Annotated in this window: 17 protein-coding genes and 1 tRNA gene; 4 read left to right on the top strand and 14 right to left on the bottom strand. The window is 66.5% G+C overall.

The genetic code is table 11. The annotated features are described in order from the left end of the window. The 5 genes from R5H32_RS11275 to R5H32_RS11255 form a co-directional block, all read right to left on the bottom strand. A complete protein-coding gene (locus R5H32_RS11275) occupies positions 1 to 1,578 on the bottom strand; it encodes a dipeptide ABC transporter ATP-binding protein (protein WP_318338779.1) in 1,578 nt (525 codons plus the stop codon). Next, positions 1,575 to 2,387, bottom strand: a complete 813-nt coding sequence (locus tag R5H32_RS11270) for an ABC transporter permease (protein ID WP_318338778.1) — start codon at positions 2,385 to 2,387, stop codon at positions 1,575 to 1,577. The genes R5H32_RS11275 and R5H32_RS11270 overlap by 4 nt, the downstream gene beginning before the upstream one ends. After that, positions 2,384 to 3,328, bottom strand: coding sequence for an ABC transporter permease (locus tag R5H32_RS11265; protein WP_318338777.1), 945 nt, complete (start codon positions 3,326 to 3,328; stop codon positions 2,384 to 2,386). Before R5H32_RS11265 ends, R5H32_RS11270 begins: the two co-directional genes overlap by 4 nt. A gap of 506 nt (positions 3,329 to 3,834) precedes the next feature. Then, positions 3,835 to 4,794 (bottom strand): sugar phosphate isomerase/epimerase family protein, encoded by a 960-nt coding sequence (locus tag R5H32_RS11260; RefSeq protein ID WP_318338776.1) that lies wholly within the window; start codon positions 4,792 to 4,794, stop codon positions 3,835 to 3,837. 3 nt (positions 4,795 to 4,797) lie between these two features. Continuing rightward, positions 4,798 to 5,652, bottom strand: coding sequence for a phosphotransferase (locus R5H32_RS11255; RefSeq protein WP_318338775.1), 855 nt, complete (start codon positions 5,650 to 5,652; stop codon positions 4,798 to 4,800). A gap of 23 nt (positions 5,653 to 5,675) precedes the next feature. On the opposite strand from R5H32_RS11255, the gene R5H32_RS11250 reads away from it, so the two are divergent. Further along, the gene (locus R5H32_RS11250) at positions 5,676 to 5,888 is read left to right on the top strand and encodes a hypothetical protein (protein ID WP_318338774.1); all 213 of its coding nucleotides are present in this window, start codon (positions 5,676 to 5,678) and stop codon (positions 5,886 to 5,888) included. A 95-nt stretch (positions 5,889 to 5,983) separates the two neighbouring features. Continuing rightward, entirely contained in the window at positions 5,984 to 6,208 is a 225-nt protein-coding gene (locus R5H32_RS11245) for a hypothetical protein (protein WP_318338773.1), read from the top strand. A 702-nt stretch (positions 6,209 to 6,910) separates the two neighbouring features. On the opposite strand, the gene R5H32_RS11240 is transcribed toward R5H32_RS11245, so the two are convergent. The 5 genes from R5H32_RS11240 to R5H32_RS11220 form a co-directional block, all read right to left on the bottom strand. Beyond that, on the bottom strand, positions 6,911 to 7,936 hold the full coding sequence (locus R5H32_RS11240) for an AAA family ATPase (RefSeq protein WP_318338901.1): 1,026 nt from the start codon (positions 7,934 to 7,936) through the stop codon (positions 6,911 to 6,913). 120 nt (positions 7,937 to 8,056) lie between these two features. Further along, positions 8,057 to 8,449: a hypothetical protein gene (locus R5H32_RS11235; protein ID WP_318338772.1), complete on the bottom strand. Its 393-nt coding sequence runs from the start codon at positions 8,447 to 8,449 to the stop codon at positions 8,057 to 8,059. Positions 8,450 to 8,663: 214 nt separating this feature from the next. Next, on the bottom strand, positions 8,664 to 10,088 hold the full coding sequence (locus tag R5H32_RS11230; protein ID WP_318338771.1) for a hypothetical protein: 1,425 nt from the start codon (positions 10,086 to 10,088) through the stop codon (positions 8,664 to 8,666). Between the two features lie 174 nt (positions 10,089 to 10,262). Beyond that, complete coding sequence (locus R5H32_RS11225) at positions 10,263 to 10,745, bottom strand: hypothetical protein (RefSeq protein ID WP_318338770.1); 483 nt, start codon at positions 10,743 to 10,745, stop codon at positions 10,263 to 10,265. Next, positions 10,745 to 10,819, bottom strand: a tRNA-Gln gene (locus R5H32_RS11220). The genes R5H32_RS11225 and R5H32_RS11220 overlap by 1 nt, the downstream gene beginning before the upstream one ends. Positions 10,820 to 10,917: 98 nt before the next feature. Here R5H32_RS11220 and R5H32_RS11215 point away from each other — a divergent pair. Then, on the top strand, positions 10,918 to 12,093 hold the full coding sequence (locus tag R5H32_RS11215; RefSeq protein WP_318338769.1) for an NAD(P)/FAD-dependent oxidoreductase: 1,176 nt from the start codon (positions 10,918 to 10,920) through the stop codon (positions 12,091 to 12,093). Between the two features lie 88 nt (positions 12,094 to 12,181). Next, positions 12,182 to 12,484 carry a YciI family protein gene (locus tag R5H32_RS11210; protein ID WP_318338768.1) on the top strand — a complete coding sequence of 101 codons (303 nt, stop codon included), beginning with the start codon at positions 12,182 to 12,184 and terminating at the stop codon, positions 12,482 to 12,484. A gap of 56 nt (positions 12,485 to 12,540) precedes the next feature. Here the strand turns inward: R5H32_RS11210 and kdsA are convergent, their stop codons facing one another. The 4 genes from kdsA to R5H32_RS11190 form a co-directional block, all read right to left on the bottom strand. Beyond that, positions 12,541 to 13,374, bottom strand: coding sequence for a 3-deoxy-8-phosphooctulonate synthase (gene kdsA, locus R5H32_RS11205; protein WP_318338900.1), 834 nt, complete (start codon positions 13,372 to 13,374; stop codon positions 12,541 to 12,543). 19 nt (positions 13,375 to 13,393) lie between these two features. Beyond that, complete coding sequence (locus R5H32_RS11200; RefSeq protein ID WP_318338767.1) at positions 13,394 to 14,887, bottom strand: capsule biosynthesis protein; 1,494 nt, start codon at positions 14,885 to 14,887, stop codon at positions 13,394 to 13,396. Then, a complete protein-coding gene (locus tag R5H32_RS11195; protein WP_318338899.1) occupies positions 14,871 to 15,524 on the bottom strand; it encodes an ABC transporter ATP-binding protein in 654 nt (217 codons plus the stop codon). Before R5H32_RS11195 ends, R5H32_RS11200 begins: the two co-directional genes overlap by 17 nt. Before the next feature lie 137 nt (positions 15,525 to 15,661). Then, entirely contained in the window at positions 15,662 to 16,915 is a 1,254-nt protein-coding gene (locus R5H32_RS11190; protein WP_318338766.1) for a Na+/H+ antiporter NhaA, read from the bottom strand. Between the last annotated feature and the right edge of the window lie 43 nt (positions 16,916 to 16,958).

Raw genomic sequence — 16,958 nt, 5'->3', positions numbered from 1 at the left:
CTACCAATTGGCCGGGATCACCGGCGTCGCCGCGACGAGCTGCCGCGTATAGGGATGGGACGGGCGGGTGAAGACGGCCTCGGTCCCGCCCTCCTCGACGATCCGGCCGGACCGCATGACGAGGACCCGGTCGGTGACGGCGCGCACGACCGAGAGATCGTGGCTGACGAAAAGGTATGCGAGTCCGTGGCTCTGCTGCAAGCGCGCGAGGAGGTCGAGCACCTGGGCGCGGACCCGGACGTCGAGCGCCGAAACCGCCTCGTCGAGCACGATAAGGTCGGGCCGGATGATCAGCGCCCGTGCGATGGCGATGCGCTGGCGCTGGCCGCCGGAAAACTCGTGGATGTATTTCGTCATGTCGCTGGCCTTGAGCCCGACCTCCTCAAGTGCCGCGGCGATGCGGTCGCTTGCGTCCTTCGGGGTGCCGGTCAGGTGGAAGGGCTCGGCGACGAGGAGGCCGACGCGGTGGCGGGGGTTGAAGCTGCCGTAGGGGTCCTGGAACACGACCTGCATCCGGGCGCGGAGCGCGCGTGGCATCGTCCGCCCCGCCGTCACTTCGGCTCCGCCGAGCCGCACCCGGCCCGACTGGATCGGGTCGAGCCCGAGGATCGCCCGGGTCAGCGTCGACTTGCCGCAGCCGGATTCGCCGACGAGGCCTAGGCTCTCACCCCTGCGTATCGTCAGCGAAACGCCGTCCACCGCGCGCAGGCGCGGATGCGGCGCGAAGGCCGAGGGGCGGGGAAGGACGTATTCGCGCACCGCCTCCTCGACCTCGAGGAGCGTCTCGGGCCGGGGCCGGGCCACGCGCGCGGGCCGGTGCCCGGAGGCGGCAAAGAGCTTCCGCGTGTAGTCGTGCGCGCGGGTGCGGAACACCGTCCGGGTCGCGCCGTCCTCGACTATGCGGCCCCGTTGCATGACCGCGACATGGGTCGCCATGCCCGCCACAACGGCGAGGTCGTGGGTGATCAGCATCAGCGCCATGCTCTCCTCCGCCGTCAGGCGCTTCAGGAGGTCAAGGATCTGCGCCTGGGTGGTGACGTCGAGCGCGGTCGTCGGCTCGTCGGCGATGAGGAGCTTCGGCCGGAGCGCGATGGCCATGGCGATGGCGACGCGCTGGCGCTGGCCGCCCGACAGCTCGTGCGGGTAGAGCGAGAGCGGGAACCGTTCCCCGGGCAGGCCGACGCGGGCGAGCCGGTCGCGGGCGGCGGCGCGGGCTTCGGACCGGGTTGCGGCGCGGTGAATCAGGAGCGTCTCGGCCACTTGGTCGCCGATCGTCTGCATCGGGTTGAGCGCCGTCATCGGTTCCTGGAAGATCATGCCGATCTCGTTGCCACGCAGCTCGGTGAGGCGTCGTTCCGGCAGGGATAGCAGGTTTTCACCGGCGAAACGCACCTCTCCCGAGGCTACCGCGCCGCGCGGCAGGAGGCCCATCACGCCAAGCGCAGTCATCGACTTGCCGGAGCCGGATTCGCCGACGAGGCCGAAGGTCTCGCCCGGCGCGATGTCGAAGGAGACCCCGGTGAGAATCGGGGTCGCGTCGATGGACAGGGACAGGCCCCGAACCGAGAGCAACGTCATCGGATCCGCCTCAGCCTTGGGTCGAGATGGTCGCGCAATCCGTCGCCGAGAAGATTGAGGCCGAGGACGGTGAGGACGATGGCGAGGCCGGGGAAGATCGCGACATGGGGCGCGAGCGTCACCATGGTCTGCGCCTCCGCAAGCATCCGGCCCCATGAGGCGGTGGGGGGCTGCGCGCCGAGACCGACATAGGAAAGCCCCGCCTCGGCGAGGATGCCCAAGGAGAACTGGATCGTGCCCTGCACGATCAGGAGGTTCGCGACATTGGGCAGGATGTGCTCGAAGGATATTCGGGCCGGTCCCTTGCCCGCGACCTCGGCGGCGCGGATGAAGTCGAGCGTCCAGAGCGAGAGCGCCGCCCCGCGCGTGACGCGGGCGAAGACGGGGATGTTGAAGATGCCGATGGCGAGGATCGCGTTCAGGGCCGAGGGGCCGAAGACCGCGGTGATCAGGATCGCGATGACGAGCGAGGGGAAGGCGAAGACGAGGTCGTTGAGGCGCATCACCGCCTCGTCGATCAGGCTGCCTCTACTGGCGGCAGCCAGAAGCCCGAGCGGCACGCCTGCGCCCATGCCGATGCCGACCGCGACGAGCGCCACCGCGATCGAGGTCCGGGCACCTGCCATCAGCATCGCGCCGATGTCGCGGCCGAAATGGTCGGTGCCGAGCCAGTGGGCGGGGGAGGGCGGTTGAAGCCGCTCGGCGATCGCCATGGCGGTGATGTCATAGGGCGTCCAGACCAGCGAGACGAGCGCCGCGAGAAGCGCGGCGAGCGACAGCGCGGCGCCGAGGAGGAGCAGCAGCCTCATGCCCGCCGCCTCAGGCGCGGGTCGATCGAGGCATAGGCGAGGTCGACGAGGAAGGTCACGAGGATCACCGCGAAGACGAGGATCATTACCACGCTTTCCACCACGATCAGGTCGCGCTGGGTGATCGCCTGGAAGATCAGCCGTCCGAGGCCGGGCAGGGAGAAGACGTTCTCGATGATGATCGCGCCGGCGATGAGGAACGAGAACTGCATGCCGAGGATGGTCAGGACCGGGATCATCGCATTGCGGAGCGCATGGCGCAGGATCGTCTGGCCGCGCGTGAGCCCCTTGGCGCGGGCGGTGCGGATGTAGTCATGGTCGAGCGTCTCGATCAGCGCCGAACGGAGCACGCGGGCGAGGATCGCGGCCTGCGGCAGGGCGAGCGCGATCGCGGGCAGCGTCAGCGCCCTGAGGCCCGCGCCGACGCTCTGCCAGCCCGGAAAGCCGCCGGCCGGGAAGATCTGCCAATGGAGCGCGAAGACGAGGACGAGGAGCATCGCGAACCAGAAGTTGGGCAGGGCGATGCCGATCTGCGTCGCGCCCATCACGGCCGCATCCGCCGCCCGCCCGCGCCGCGCGGCAGCGAGAAGTCCGGCCGGGAAGGCGATCAGCGTGGCGAGCGCGAGCGCATAGGCCGCGAGCGGCAGCGACACCGCGAGGCGCTGGGCGACGAGATCGGCCACCGGCACCTTGTAGGTATAGGAAAGGCCGAAATCGCCCCGCGCCATGCCGGTGATCCAGTCGATATAGCGGATAGGTGGGGTGGCGTTCAGCCCGAGCCTCTCGCGGAGCGCGGCCACCGTGTCCTCGCTCGCGTTGAGGCCGAGCATGTAGGCGGCGGGATCGCCGGGCACGATTTCTATCACGGTGAAGATGACGAGGCTCGCGACCAGGAGGCTCAGGCCGAGCGAGATCAGGCGTCCGAGGAGATAGCGCAGCATGTCCCGCCCCTTTCCGTCGCCGAGGCTAGGGTGAAGCATGCGAGCGGTCCAGAGGGGCGCCGCCAATGCATGTGCCGCCGAGGCAAACCCGGCGTAATGTATCTGGTGCCTTGCCGACCATGCCGCGAGCCCGGCTCTAGGTGTTTGGTCCCACGGTTTCATGGTGAGATCCATGCGTCGGGAAAGAGACAACGTCGACCGGATCCACCAGAGCACGATCATGAGCTGACACTCGAACCGGGCCGCTCAGGTGGGGCTGATCGGCTGGCGGAAGCCGTACTTGCGCGCTTGCCACTCGCCTTGGCACCTGGGAGTGCCGGTCTCCTCATGCATCGCGGCTAAAGCACTGGGATCACAAGCTGAATCCCTTTACGGATCCGCGTAACAGGGTGGCAACCCGACGCCAGCCTTCGGTATGAGCATGTTCGGACCCGCATAGGAAGTCCGGTTCGGAGCGCATCGTGACAAGGCGATTCCAGCAGCGCGGCGACGCTCCGCAAATCCCGTCAGCGGGCGGACCATTTCCCGGCGCAGCCCAGTTCCGCCAGCCTGTCCTTGAACCAGGCCATCCCACGTACCAACGCCTCGTACTCCAGCTCGACCAGCCGCTTGCCGTCGAATTCGGACTGATCGAGCACAAGCCTGGCCGGGTCGAAGGGGGGCTCGAGGAAAGCGAATGCGCCCTTGCCCAACTCCACTCCCGCCAGCGGTGTCCGCCCGCCCCGGATCGGCGCCCGGTAGGCCCAGACGTTCTCGAAGGTCAGGCGGCGGAGGCCGGCGTCGAGAAGGCGCTTCGTCAGGCCGGCGATGGGAAGGAACCCTTCGCCGATCGGAACGCCGGCGACCGTAAGCTGGCCCGCGTGTTCGGGCCGGACCATGACGTGATCCTTGACATGCACCGAATGGACATGCGGCAGGACCGCGTCCAGAGCCGCGTCCGGATCCTCCAGAACCATCTGCGAATTGCCGTAGTCGAAGAGGATCTTCAAATTCGGATGATCGACCGTCTCGACGATGCGCGCGAGCTCCGGGCCGGTGAAGTCCTCGTGGTTCTCGAGCACGATCACCACGCCGTGCCGGCGCGCCGCCTCCGCCACGGCGGCGAGATCCCGCGTGGTGGCTTCCATCATCTCGGCGGTCGTTCCGCCATGCCGCGTGTAGGTTCGCAGGCTTGTGGCGCCCATTCGCGCCGCGACGTCCAGCATCTCCATCATGTGGGCCGGATCGGTTCCGGAGGTGTCGATCTCGAGACTCATGCCGAAGCGCTGCAATCGGTCTCTCAGCCGGTCCATGCGCGAGGTCTCCCGCCCGCCGAGGTGGCGGTAATTCGGATCGTTCAGCGACAGGCTGATCCCCGAAAGCCCGAAAGCTTCGGCGAGATCGGCGTAGGCGATGGTGTCAAAGCCGGGCTTGTGGGCGAAATGGTGCCACAGGCTGAAGGAGTGGATCGTCAGGTCAATGTCCATGGGTCATCCCGCAAGATGGTCGATCTCGGCCGCCGCCGCCTGCCGGTAGCGTTCCCGGACGGCGGCATCGGGGTGGCGCTCGGCGCGCAGTCGGCAATAGGCCGTCATGCGCCAAGCGAAGTACGGCCGCAGCTCGAGGTAGCGCGCCTCCAGATCGCTCCGGTCGAGGGCGGCGAAGAAGGCGGCCGTCTCCGGGGCCGCCAGCGGCGTCCGTTCGCTGAGGATCTGGAAGGCCGGGGAGAGGAAGTCGTAGATGTCCTCGCAGGCATCTCCCATCGCCGGGCATTGCCAGTCGATCAGCCGCAGCCCGTCCCCCGAGCCGATGAGGTTTCCCGGGCCGACGTCGGTGTGGATGAGCGACCAGCGCCGTGGCGGCGAGAGGTCGGCCGGAACCGGACGCGGCGGCCGGGCGCCATCCTCGCACCGGGCGAAAAGCGCGTCGCCCTCGCGCAGGATCTCGGCCGGGGTCAACGACACCTTGCGGAATCCTTTCGCGTCGGCGGCCTCCTTGCGCAGGAGCAGACGCGCGACCGCGGCAACGTCCCCGTCCCAGGGCGCGCCTTCGACATAGGCATAGGCAAGAAGATCGTGCTCCGGCCAGAAGCCGACCAGTTCCGGCGCGACGCCGAAGCCCGACAGCCGCCGCAGCGCCTCGGCCTCGTCGGCCGGCAGGTTCGGGAAGAGCGTGCCGGCCATCGGCTTCCCGAATGATTTGGCCAGGATCCGGCCATCCGACGTGTCGATCCGCAGCACCGTATTCGCATAGCCGCCGGTGAGCGGCCGGATCTCGCAGGGGCCGGCAATCACGCCCGATTGCCTGAGAATGGCCTCCACCCTGGCGACAGCCTCTGCACTCATCCGATGAAAGCCCGGCGCCGGTCGTGAAGATCACGCTCGATCGCGAGTCCCTCGCGCTCCAGCCGACGTCTGTTCGCGGTTCTGCCGGAGTTGGGCATGCGTGCACCCTCCTGTGCTTCGATCGAGGCGTAGAGCGCCTCGATACGCTCGGCGAAGACATTGCCGGAAAACAGGGCGGGTGCAACGGCCGCGAAGAACTGGCCGTCGCCGATGGGCTTTCCGTCATCCGCGGTTGAGGTGTAGGGGTCTCAGTTTTCAGGACAGCTCGGCGGCTGATCTAGGTGTGTGATCGCCGCATTTGGTGGATCGGATCTTGGCGCGACAGTCCACTTTGACGACGCACAGTGCAGGCCGCAGCTTTGACGAGATCGCCGTGGCCGAAGGTATCTCGAAGCGCCGCGTGCAGCAGATGATCGATCTCGCCTTCCTAGCCTCCAGGATCGTCCGGGATGTTCTCGATGGCAAACAGCCGCACGGCTTCACGTCAGACTGGTGCAAGACCCATGTGCTGCCGTCCGGCTGGAACGACCAGCGCCGCGTCGTAAGTGCGCTCTGATCGACCCTCTCCACACCTCGCACCGCGAAAATGCCAATCGCAGACTTCCGGACATTTGCGCCCGCTTTTGCGGTGACATGGCGGTCTGCGCCGGTAGCGCTGCCGCGCAAGTCACGGAAAACGCGTGACTATCCGAGAGAAGCCTCGCGCTGTCTCGATTTCGATAACTGATTGGCTGGGGCGGTAGGATTTCGAGCTAAGATGCTGATATCAAATAAAAAAATATCACATCTTAGGATATGGTGTCAATAGCGGAAAAAACGAAACCGGTTTGTATCCCACACGGTGTTAATCCGTCATGATTACTTGATCTGGATCGCGGCACAACGGCTCGGCCGGCCGTGCGCTGCGCTACGCCGGAGGCTCCGCGCGTGGCCTCTTACACAATGCGGTGGGTCACTGTCGCCTAAGCGACCGCACTCGATGTGCGTCTGAAGCGCGATGTATCATCGAAGACCGAAGCGACCGACAACGCCGTGATCACGCCCACATCGAACACGGTCAACGGCCCCCACCATCAGCATTCTTTCCCCTTATGCAGTGCCAAGCTCCCGCGGCTTCCTGCTTGCGAGTTCTGTCAACGCCGGCCGATCACCCGCCAAGCGCCACCCTCACGCCGCGGCCCGCATCGGAAAACCTTCAACATTGTAGACGTCCGAGCGAATCACGAATCGCGGCGAACGATCGCTCCCCGCCCTCGCATCAAACTCGTTCGAACTTCGCGGCACAGGCCTCCTTAGTCCCGCACGCGTAGAGCAGGCTTTTCGCGCGCGAGAGGCCAACGTATAGAGTCTCGCGATCCCGCTCCGGGTCACAGTCGCCAAATTCCCAAACGATCGTCACGGCGCGTTCGAGGCCTTTGAAGCGCGCCACGATGTCCACTGTGAGACTGTTTGGACCATAATCCTCGATCCGACCCAACCGAATAGACTTGGGCATGTTGCATTGACGCAGAAACTTCTCACAAGTCTCTCGGTTGCTGGCAGAGCAGAGCAAGACGGCTATGTCATGCGCGGCGATGCGCTCTGTCTGCGTGAGACGGGTAACAAGTTGGCAGATCTGCCGTGCTTGGAGCTCCAGCGTCGGCGCGGTTAGGATTTCGACCGGCGAGCCGGCGATTTCCGGTTGCTGCACTGAACCGCCGCGGTAGTAACGGTAGGCCGCATCGTGGATGGCCGCTGTGTTTCGGCAGTTGCGATCGAGAACGAGAGGTTCACCCGGAACCGGGATGCTTGCCGATCGGCGATAGATGTCTTGGTTCTCGTCGAGAAACACGTAGAGCAGAGCGGCCTCGGGGTCCGTCAGTAGCATTTCGACGGGCAACCAGAAATCATCGGCAAAATCCTGCGCCTCATCCACGATAATGGCGTCGTAGATCCCCCCGTTGCGATCGACGGCGTTCGAAAGCGCGATCGGCATGAGCTCGTTGTAGAGGTCCGCGCCGGGATAGTCCCGCCGTGCTTCGGCGAGCAGATCGGTCCCGGTCTTGGCCAGCACGCGTCGGTTCCAGAGATCGCAGACCTGATGAAACGAGGCGACGTCCAGCCCTTCGATCTCTGCGCATTGTTCCCGAAGGTGATCGGCCAGGCCACGGTTGTAGCAGAGCAGCAGCGCCCGCATGCCTTCACCGGCCAGCCGAATGGCCTTTTCCTTGGCGATTAAGGTCTTCGCCGTGCCCGCGCCGCCGGCGATCATGACTCGTCTTTGCCGTTGGAGAAAATCAAGGATCCCCGCCTGGCGCTCGGTAAGTTCGATACGCCTGTCCTCTTCTTCCTTCAGCCTGGCCGAAAGAAGCGGACGCGTCGTCGCAGCTCGGGCGAAAATATCGATAAAGGCCCGTACGCCTTTCTATCCGATGCCGCCCTGCTTGCCGTCATCGCTCGCTAACCAGAAGTCGAAGGCCCTCTCGACCCATCCGGACAATGCGGGGAGGTCATTCTGATCGCCGATCAAAGCAACGGGGTTGGCGGGATCACTGAGGCGGTCAGCGTCGCCGACATCCGGGAAGAATGCGGCATGGCCGACGGTGAAGCGGCCAATGCGCAATCTCTGCCATGTCGGAGCTTCTTTCACCTTCTCGAGCAGCGCGTATTTTGCGGTCTTGGCCTGCTCGAAGGGGTTCTTGATGTTGTGGACAGTGCCGCCTGCATCGGTCGAGGTCCAAGAGGCCTTGGAGGCATCACGGCGGATTAGGCCGCCCTTGACCGGTCCCAAACCAGGCAATGGACTCGCGACACGCATGAGACGGCGTGTCAATCAGGCGGGCCATCTGTCCGGTAGCGGGCCGTTGCCCTTGCCTGCCTCGCGGCCGACAAGGGAACGTGACCGGGATCGGGCCCCGGGGCTAAGCCTGGAGGTCCCGCAGATCATGGGCGGACCGATGCCGCCGCCGGCGGGATCGGGCCGATGCGGCAGAGCCCGTCCGGACGCCGTCGCATCGGCCCTGGCATGACGATCACGCCAGCGCCTGCAGGTGCTCGAAGGCGGCGCGCTTCGACGCGTTCTTCGGCAGGGCCAGCGCATGCCCGGCGACGATCTCCTTGAGCCGCCGCGCGGCCCTTGTCAGCTCGGCACCGGAGCCCTGCGCGGCGCGCTCGAACCGGAACACCGGCTCATCACCTTTCCCGGTAACCGTGATGCGTTCCGCCGCGCCGTCCTCGCCGAGCGTGACCGCGACGGCGAGCGTCTCCGACGGGGCGAGGCTGCAGCCGCGATGGCCGGCGATGGCCCGGCGCTGGTCATCGTGAACCTCGGCGCTGCGCAGCATGCTCGAGAAGGTCTTGCGCATCGCGTAGAAGTCCTCGTCGAAATCGGCGAGGCCGAGATGGGCGAGAATGCCCCGCAGGTGCTTGCCGAAGGCGCTGGTCACGTCGCCGCTGGTCGAGCGGCGGGCGGCCTCGGGGAAGAGGAGCACGCCGTGCGCGTCGCCGAGCGACCGGAACCAGTCGACGAAGCCGAGGTCGAGCAGCAGCTGCGGGATCGGCACGATGCGGGTGCCGCTCTCGGTCTTGCCGCTCTGGTCGCAGCCGGTGCCGAGCGCCAGGCAGTGGACGCCGTTGCGCAGACGGATGTCCTTGCGCTTCAGGAGCAGCACTTCCGCGATCCTCGTGCCGAGCGTGAGCACGATCAGCGGCACCCAGTAGGTGGCGTCACGGAGGATGAGCCGGCCCGGCTTCCAGCGCCTGTTCTTCGTGGCGCAGCCGGAATAGATCGGGCAGGTGAGAAGCCGGGCCAGGCGTTCCTCGGTCCAGGGCATCCGGATCTTGGACTGCGTGACCCGGACATGCAGCGGATCGTCCTGCCCGAGCGCCGCGACGAGGCGCTCGATGGCCCTGTAGGGCAGCGCCTTGGGCGCCGCGGCGCCGAGGTCGCGCGCGGCCTTGAACATCCGATTCAAGCCGTTGCGGTTGCGCTGGATCGTCGCCAGCGTCAGGCGCGGGAGCAGCCTCTCGGCAAGAAGGGCGCGTTTCTCGGCGATCGAGATGTCGTCGCGGGGGCAGATCTCGGCGATGACCGCGGCATCCGCCGCATCGGCCTCGGCGATCTCGGCATGTTTGCAGATCTCCCTTCCCGTCGAGGTGTAACGGTTCTTGCCATGCTTCCTGCCCTGGGTCTTGGGCAGGCGCGACATCCAGGTGAAGAACGCCTGCTGCCGATCCTCGGTCAGCGTGGTGACCGGCACGTCGCCGAAATAGGCCAGCGCCAGCTTGGCGATCGCGTCGATATTGCCCTTCATCGCCTTGGTCGGATGGTTCTCCAGCGTCCGGTCCCAGGTTGCCGACAGAAGCACCGGCGGCGCGACGAAGCGTTCGAAATCGTCGCCGCCGTGATCGACGATCATGGCCCGCGCGGCCTGGCGGACGTCGTCGCCCTCGAGCACCCCGAGCTCGGCCTCGTTGATGCGCTTTTTCAGCGACAGCGCCTGGCGGCCGAGATCGGCGTCGATCGGCTCCGGGCGGGCAAGCGAGAGGCGCCGGCCGGCGCCGTCGATGAGCGCCGCGACTTGGGCCCAGTCGGCCAGGCGCGCGGCGCGGCGGAGCTGGGCGTTTTCGGCCTAGAGCGCGGCGATGCGGGCCGCGAGCGCCGCGTCCGGGATCATGTCCATCCCGCGCTGCAGCGCGAGGATCCGTTCGAGCTCGGCCCGCAGCATCTCGGTCAGCAGGGCCTTGGCCTCGGCCGGGGTCAGAATGTTCTTGGTCAGCGCGTCCACGATGTCTTTTTCCTTCTGCTCGCAGACCGTGAGCAGCGCGGCACTGCGCGTCACGGCGATGAGCGGGAGGTCGGTTCGCAGCGAGAGGACGAGAAACAGGTTGGACAGCGGGTTTGACTCCCCGCGCGGCAGGCGCTTGCGGAAATAGAAGATGCGGCCGCGGCGGATCAGGTAGGGGCCGGCGCGACGCGGCCGCCGCGGGCGTGGCGACTCGCAGCGGGTCCCGGGCTGTGTCGCGGCCTGTGTCACAGGCTGCGACGCCTGTGATACAGGCGCGGGCGTGGGCCGGGTCCGGCCTTTGATCTTGCTGGATTTTCTGAGTTTCATGGCTGGGGCGGTAGGATTCGAACCTACGGTACACGGTACCAAAAACCGACGCCTTACCACTTGGCCACGCCCCAACTGCGCGGGTTCATAACCAAGGCTGCTGCTGCCTGCAAGGCCAAAGTTCCGCTTTCCGATGTTGAGAATGCACGCAAACCGGAGTAGTCGCGGAGCCATGGAGCGGACCGACGTTTTGATCCTTGGCGCCGGGGCGGCCGGCATGATGTGTGCCATCGAGGCCGGCAGGCGCGGGCGCAGGGTCATTCTGCTGGACCATGCCGCGCGACCCGGAGAAAAGATCCGGATATCCGGCGGCGGGCGGTGCAATTTCACGAATCTGGCGGTGCCGCCGGAGCGGTTCCTGTCGCGAAATCCGCGGTTCGCGGTGTCGGCGTTGCGACGGTTCACGCCGGCCGATTTCATCGCGAGAATCGACGCTGCGGGAATCGCCTGGCACGAAAAGGCGCTCGGCCAGCTTTTCTGCGACGGATCGGCGCGCCAGATCGTCGACATGCTGCTCGGCCAGATGGCGGAGGTCGGGGTCGAGGTGCGGCTGGCGGATACGGTGCGGCGGATCGAGGCGGACGGCGCCTTCGTCGTGGCCACCGATCGCGGGCCGATAAGGAGTGACCGGCTGGTTGTCGCCACCGGCGGCAAGTCGATCCCCAAGATGGGAGCGACCGGGCTCGCCTACCGGATCGCCGAGCAGTTCGGACTTGCCGTGACCGAGACCCGGCCGGCGCTCGTGCCGCTGACCTTCGCCGAACAGGAGCTGGTTCGGCTGCGGCCGCTCGCGGGCGTGTCGGTCGAGGCGCGGGTGACGGCGGGCAGGATCGGCTTCGAGGAGGGACTGCTCTTCACCCATCGCGGGCTCTCGGGGCCGTCGATCCTGCAGATCAGTTCCTACTGGCGCGAGGGCGAGGAACTGAGCGTCGATCTGGCGCGCGGCCGGGATGTGGCGGCGGAGCTGAAGGCGGCGCGGGCGGAGGCGGGGCGGGTCGCGGTGCAGACCGCGCTCGCGCGGTTCCTGCCGGAGAAGGTGGCGGCGATGGTGCTGTCCCTGTCCGGTGTTTCGGGGCGCCTCGCCGACCAGTCGAATGCGGCGCTTGACCGGCTCGGGGCGGCGGTGCATCGCTGGCAGGTCAAACCGGTGGGGTCGGAGGGCTACCGGACGGCGGAGGTGACGCTCGGCGGGGTCGATACCGACGGGCTCGACTCTCGGACCATGGAGGCGCGCAATGTGCCGGGGCTCTACTTCATCGGCGAAGCGGTCGACGTGACGGGCTGGCTCGGCGGCTACAATTTCCAGTGGGCCTGGTCATCGGGTTGGGCGGCGGGGCAGGCGGTCTGAAGGCGCCGAATACGCTGCCCGGTGCGCCCGGACGGCGCATCGGCTGGGAGGCGGGCAGGCGCGCGTCCGGAACAGGCAGGAGGTGGTGATGGCTTGGCTGATCGTGAGCGAGGATGCGGCGAACGGGGCGGCCATCCGGGCCGATGACCGCGTTATGGAGGCGCATTGGCAATACGAATGCGCGAACCGCTCGGTAATTCTGCTGGCCGGCAGCTTGCGGCAGGACGACCGGGAGACAAAGACCGGCAGCGTCCTTCTCCTCGATCTGGAAACCCGCGAGGAAGCGGAGCGGTTCCTTGCGAACGATCCGGCCACCAAGGCCGGCTTGCGCGGTGCAACCCAGATACGCTGGTTGAACGCCGCGATTCTGGACCGCAGCGTGCAGGACTGATCATATCGCTCGGGTTCGGTCGCGGAACGGGGCCCTTCCGCGAAACGCCCCTTTACTCAGATCCGGACCGGGTCAGCCTTGGCGATGCGATCGAGCGCCATCAGCGTCTCGAGAAGTCTCGGCATATCTGCCAGCGGGACCATGTTCGGACCATCCGAGGGCGCGCTGTCGGGGGCTTCGTGCGTCTCGACGAAGACGCCGGCGATGCCGAGGCTGACGGCGCAGCGCGCCATCGCGGGCGCAAACTCGCGCTGGCCGCCCGAGGCGCCGCCAAGCCCGCCCGGTTGCTGCACCGAATGAGTCGCGTCCATGATCACCGGGTAGCCGGTCTTCGCCATGGTCGGCAGCGACCGCATGTCGGCAACGAGCGTGTTGTAGCCGAAGCTCGCGCCGCGCTCGGTCAGGAGGATCCTGGTGTTGCCGGTGCTCTCGACCTTGGCGGCGACATTGGCCATGTCCCAGGGCGCGAGGAACTGGCCCTTCTTGATGTTGACCACGCAGCCGGTCTCGCCCGCGGCGACGAGGAGGTCGGTCTGGCGACAGAGGAAGGCCGGGATCTGGATCACGTCGACCACGGCGGCGGCGATACGGGCCTGTTCGGCGTCGTGGATGTCCGTCAGGACCGGCAGGCCCATCGTTCCGCGCACGCCTTCGAGCACCTTTAGCCCCGCGTCGATGCCGAGCCCGCGCCTGCCCGAGAGAGAGGTGCGGTTGGCCTTGTCGTAGCTTGCCTTGAAGACGTACTGGGCGCCGACGGCGGCACAGGCCTCGGCCATAATTCCGGCGATCATCTGGGCGTGGTCGGCGCTTTCGATCTGGCAGGGGCCGGCGATCACGGTCAGTGCCCGGTCGTTGCCGACAGTCAACCCGCCGACGTTTACGTCCTTCATCTCGGTCATCTTCGGCTCCTTACGAGGTCGCCTGTTCGCGCAGGATCGACGCGGTCAGCGACAGCATGAGGTAAATGCCACCGAAGATCAGGAAGGCCAAGAGCGTGTTTTCGAAAGCGCGCGGATAGGTCGGTTCGTCCGGCGCGACCGGGCTGACGCTGGTTTCGAGGTAGCGGACCTGGCGATTGGCCTCGATCCGCGCGGTTTCGAGCTGCTGCAGCGCGTGGCCCAGCAACAGCTGGCGGTTTTCCAGATCGGCGTCGGCGATGCGGAGCTTGCCCGTGACCTGGGCCAGGGAGGTCGCGCCGCCGGTGCTCTCGGTCAGGCCCGCGCGCATGTTCGACACCATCGATTCAAGCCGGGCGATGTCGCCCTCCACACCGGCGACACGCGCCTGGTTCGGTTGCGCGTTGTCGAGCAATTGTTGCAGTTCGAGCCGCTTCTTCTGCAGCTCGACCTCGAAGGTCGCGACCTGGCTCATCAAGGTGTGCGACTCGGTCATCGGATCGAAGACGCCGAGCTCCTCTTGCAGCGAGAGGACACGCTCCTGCGCCTCAAGAACCTTGGCTTCAGCATCCTGGTAACTCTCGCGCGCGCCCTGCATCTGGTCCTCGCGCAGGCGGGCGGAAAGCTGGTCGACCTGTTGTTCTGCGTAGCCGATCAAGGCTTCGGAGAACTTCTGGCTGATCATGGGATCGGCCGCGATCACCTCCATCTTGATCAGCCCCTCGGTCGGGTCGTAAGCGATCTTCACGTTGCGCTGATAGATCTTGTAGGCTGCCTCGTTCGAGGCGCCCGCGTCGAGCCGCTGCAACGGGTCGATGAAGTCCTGCGAGAAATGCGACTTGAAGCCGAGATCGGAGTCGAGCCGCAGCATCGCGTCGCGCGACCCAAGATACCCCTGGACGGCGATCGAATCCTGCGAGGTCGCGAATTGCGTGCCCCGGAGCATCGAGCCGAGTCCCGTGGATTGGCCGTCGGCCTGCTGGATGACGAACTCGCTGACGGTAGCGTAGAGCGGCGTTGCGATCCGGAAGAAGTAGAAACCCGCCACCAGCGTCGGCAGCAGGACCAATGCCGCGAGGCGCGCCATCAGCATCGCGAAGTTGCGGCGGCGGCGGCGCACGATGTCGCGCTGGATCGCCATGATCTCGCGCGTGCGGTCGGCTTCGGTCACGACCTGCGGGGCGGGCGCGGGCGGAGTGCGGACGGGCTGCGGCAGCTGAACCCGGCCCTCATCGGGCGTGGCCTTCCGGGAGGTGATCACCTTGAGGACCGCGCTCGGCTGGAACGGGTCGATGCCCTGCTGGCGGAGCTTCAGCACCGCGTCGAAGTCGGTCGTTGCCGTGATACCGTGCTTCTGCGCAAGGCGGCGCGCCGTACGAAGCTGCCGTCCGGTGAGCCCCTCGGCCGCGATCGCGGCAAGGTCGTCCGCGGCGGAACCAGGGTTGGTCGTGGCCGGCGTTTCGGGGCGCCGGATGCGGAACTTCTGGGCCTTAGGTGGCGTAGTCATACATCCGTTTCGCTTCTTCAAGGGTGTCGAACATGTGTAGCCGTCCGTTGCGCAGAACCGCCGCCGAGCGGCAGAATTTCTCCAGCGTCTCGGCCTGATGGGAGACGACGACGACGGTCGCGGTCCTCAGCCTGTCCTTCAGGATCGCGCCGGCCTTGCGGTTGAACTCCGCGTCGGTGGTCGAGGGCATCCCCTCGTCGATCAGGTAGATGTCGAACTCGATCGCGAGGAGGAGCGAGAAGCTGAACCGTGCCTTCATCCCCGAGCTGAACGTGCCGACGGGCATGTCGAAATACTCGTCGATCCCGCAAACCCAGCGGCTGAACGCCTCGACATAGTCGGGATCGAGCCCGTAGAGACGGGCGATGAAGCGCGCGTTCTCGCGCGCTGTGTGGCGGCTCACGACGCCGCCCATAAAGCCGAGCGGGAACGACACGCGGCAGGACTTGCGCACTACCCCCTCGTCAGGCTTCTCGAGGCCGGCCATCATGTTGATGATCGTGGTCTTGCCGGTGCCGTTCGGGGCGAGGATCCCCAGCGACTGGCCGAGCTCAACCCGAAAGGAAGCGCGGTCGAGGATGACCTTGCGGCCCCTTCCGGTCCAGAAGGATTTGCTCACATTCTCGAATTCGAGCATCCGATTGCCCTGGCGCTGCCCTGCCTGCCTGACCGTGGTTACGGCGTTTTTCTTAACATACATGCTACGCCGGAACTTGGCCGGCATTATGGCGAAACGCCCGGGCGATCACGCCGCCCGGGCAGAGGTGTGCCGGTTCAGCCGGAGACCTTCTCGACCCTGAAGATCCGTCCCGCCGCGAGCGAGATGAGTGCCGCCCCGAAGGAGAAGAGTGCCCCCATCTTCGCCGCATCCTGGACTGGGCCGCTCGGGAAGGCCACCGAGGCCACGAAGAGCGCAACGGTGAAGCCGATCGCAGCGACGCAGCCGATCACAACGAGGTCCACGGGCCGCATTCCCTGCGGCAGGCCAAGCCGCATCGGATAGGCGGCGAACCAGCCGAAGAGGAAGATCCCGACCGGCTTGCCGACGATGAGGCCGAGAAGCACGAGCCAGGTCGGCGCGCCGATCGCCGAGAACTCGACCCCGGCATTCAGCAGACCGAAGAAGAACAGGACGATCTCGACGGGATACTTCAGGTGGTGCTCGATCCAGTTGAGGAGGTCGGTGAGGTACTGTTCGGCCTCGGCGAAGATCCCGAAGGCGCGGTCGGCATGCGGAATCGTCGGGACGATCGGCAGCAGGCCGAGCGCGGGGTGGATGCCGGATTCCTGGAAGCCGTACCAGCTCAGGCAGCCGGCGACCAGGTAGGGCCAGAACGAGAGCTTCTGGCGGACCCAGGTCGAGTTCGGGCGCAGCTGGTTGCCGCGGTCCATCCGGCGCGGCAGCCAGTTGAAGAAGAAGAAGACCGCGACGGCGGCGCCGAAGGACACGATCAGCCACTCCGGCGCAAGATCGCCCGTCGGGTAGAAGATCGCGAGGATGATGAGGCCGGCCGCATCGTCGGCGATCGCCAGCAGCAGCAGGAACCGGATCGCCGGATGCCCGGCACCGAAGACCATGCGGCCGACGAGGTAGGAGAAAGCGATATCCGTCGCGGTCGGGATCGCCCAGCCGCGGCTCACCGTCTCGTAGACGCCGAGCACGGCGGCGAGGCCGAGATAGACGGCGATCGGGCCAAACATGCCGCCGGCGGTCGCGATCAGCGGCGTCATCGCCTTGCGGCCGCGGAGCGAACCGTTTTCGAGGATGATCGCCTCCCAGACCTCCTTCGCGGCGATGGCGAAGAAGAAGGCCATGCCGACATCGTTGACGAGGTAGTGCAGCGTCAGCGTGCGGACGGCGTGGCCGCCCTCCTCGTGCAGATGGCCGATGAAGAAGTTGTCGACGATCACGAAGTCGACGAAATGATGGTAGCTCGACGCGTCGATATTGGCCCAGACGAGCGCGATCAGGGCGCCGGCGATCAGCAGCAGAGAATAGTTGGTGACGTAGTTCCAGACGCGATACATCCGCGCTCTCCCTCCCCGCTACGGCCCTGTTTTGCCGGGCTTA

Origin of the sequence: Defluviimonas sp. D31 (assembly GCF_033436765.1) — a bacterium.
GTDB lineage: Bacteria > Pseudomonadota > Alphaproteobacteria > Rhodobacterales > Rhodobacteraceae > Albidovulum.
The sequence above is the reverse complement of the archived record's forward strand: the minus strand, read 5'-3'. Positions and strand labels throughout refer to the sequence as shown.

Coding starts and splice junctions, on each gene's coding strand:
- R5H32_RS11275 (WP_318338779.1), bottom strand. CDS start 1,578: ATGACGTTGCTCTCGGTTCGGGGCCTGTCCCTGTCCATCGACGCGACC.
- R5H32_RS11270 (WP_318338778.1), bottom strand. CDS start 2,387: ATGAGGCTGCTGCTCCTCCTCGGCGCCGCGCTGTCGCTCGCCGCGCTT.
- R5H32_RS11265 (WP_318338777.1), bottom strand. CDS start 3,328: ATGCTGCGCTATCTCCTCGGACGCCTGATCTCGCTCGGCCTGAGCCTC.
- R5H32_RS11260 (WP_318338776.1), bottom strand. CDS start 4,794: ATGGACATTGACCTGACGATCCACTCCTTCAGCCTGTGGCACCATTTC.
- R5H32_RS11255 (WP_318338775.1), bottom strand. CDS start 5,652: ATGAGTGCAGAGGCTGTCGCCAGGGTGGAGGCCATTCTCAGGCAATCG.
- R5H32_RS11235 (WP_318338772.1), bottom strand. CDS start 8,449: ATGCGTGTCGCGAGTCCATTGCCTGGTTTGGGACCGGTCAAGGGCGGC.
- R5H32_RS11225 (WP_318338770.1), bottom strand. CDS start 10,745: ATGAAACTCAGAAAATCCAGCAAGATCAAAGGCCGGACCCGGCCCACG.
- R5H32_RS11215 (WP_318338769.1), top strand. CDS start 10,918: ATGGAGCGGACCGACGTTTTGATCCTTGGCGCCGGGGCGGCCGGCATG.
- R5H32_RS11210 (WP_318338768.1), top strand. CDS start 12,182: ATGGCTTGGCTGATCGTGAGCGAGGATGCGGCGAACGGGGCGGCCATC.
- kdsA (WP_318338900.1), bottom strand. CDS start 13,374: ATGAAGGACGTAAACGTCGGCGGGTTGACTGTCGGCAACGACCGGGCA.
- R5H32_RS11200 (WP_318338767.1), bottom strand. CDS start 14,887: ATGACTACGCCACCTAAGGCCCAGAAGTTCCGCATCCGGCGCCCCGAA.
- R5H32_RS11195 (WP_318338899.1), bottom strand. CDS start 15,524: ATGCTCGAATTCGAGAATGTGAGCAAATCCTTCTGGACCGGAAGGGGC.
- R5H32_RS11190 (WP_318338766.1), bottom strand. CDS start 16,915: ATGTATCGCGTCTGGAACTACGTCACCAACTATTCTCTGCTGCTGATC.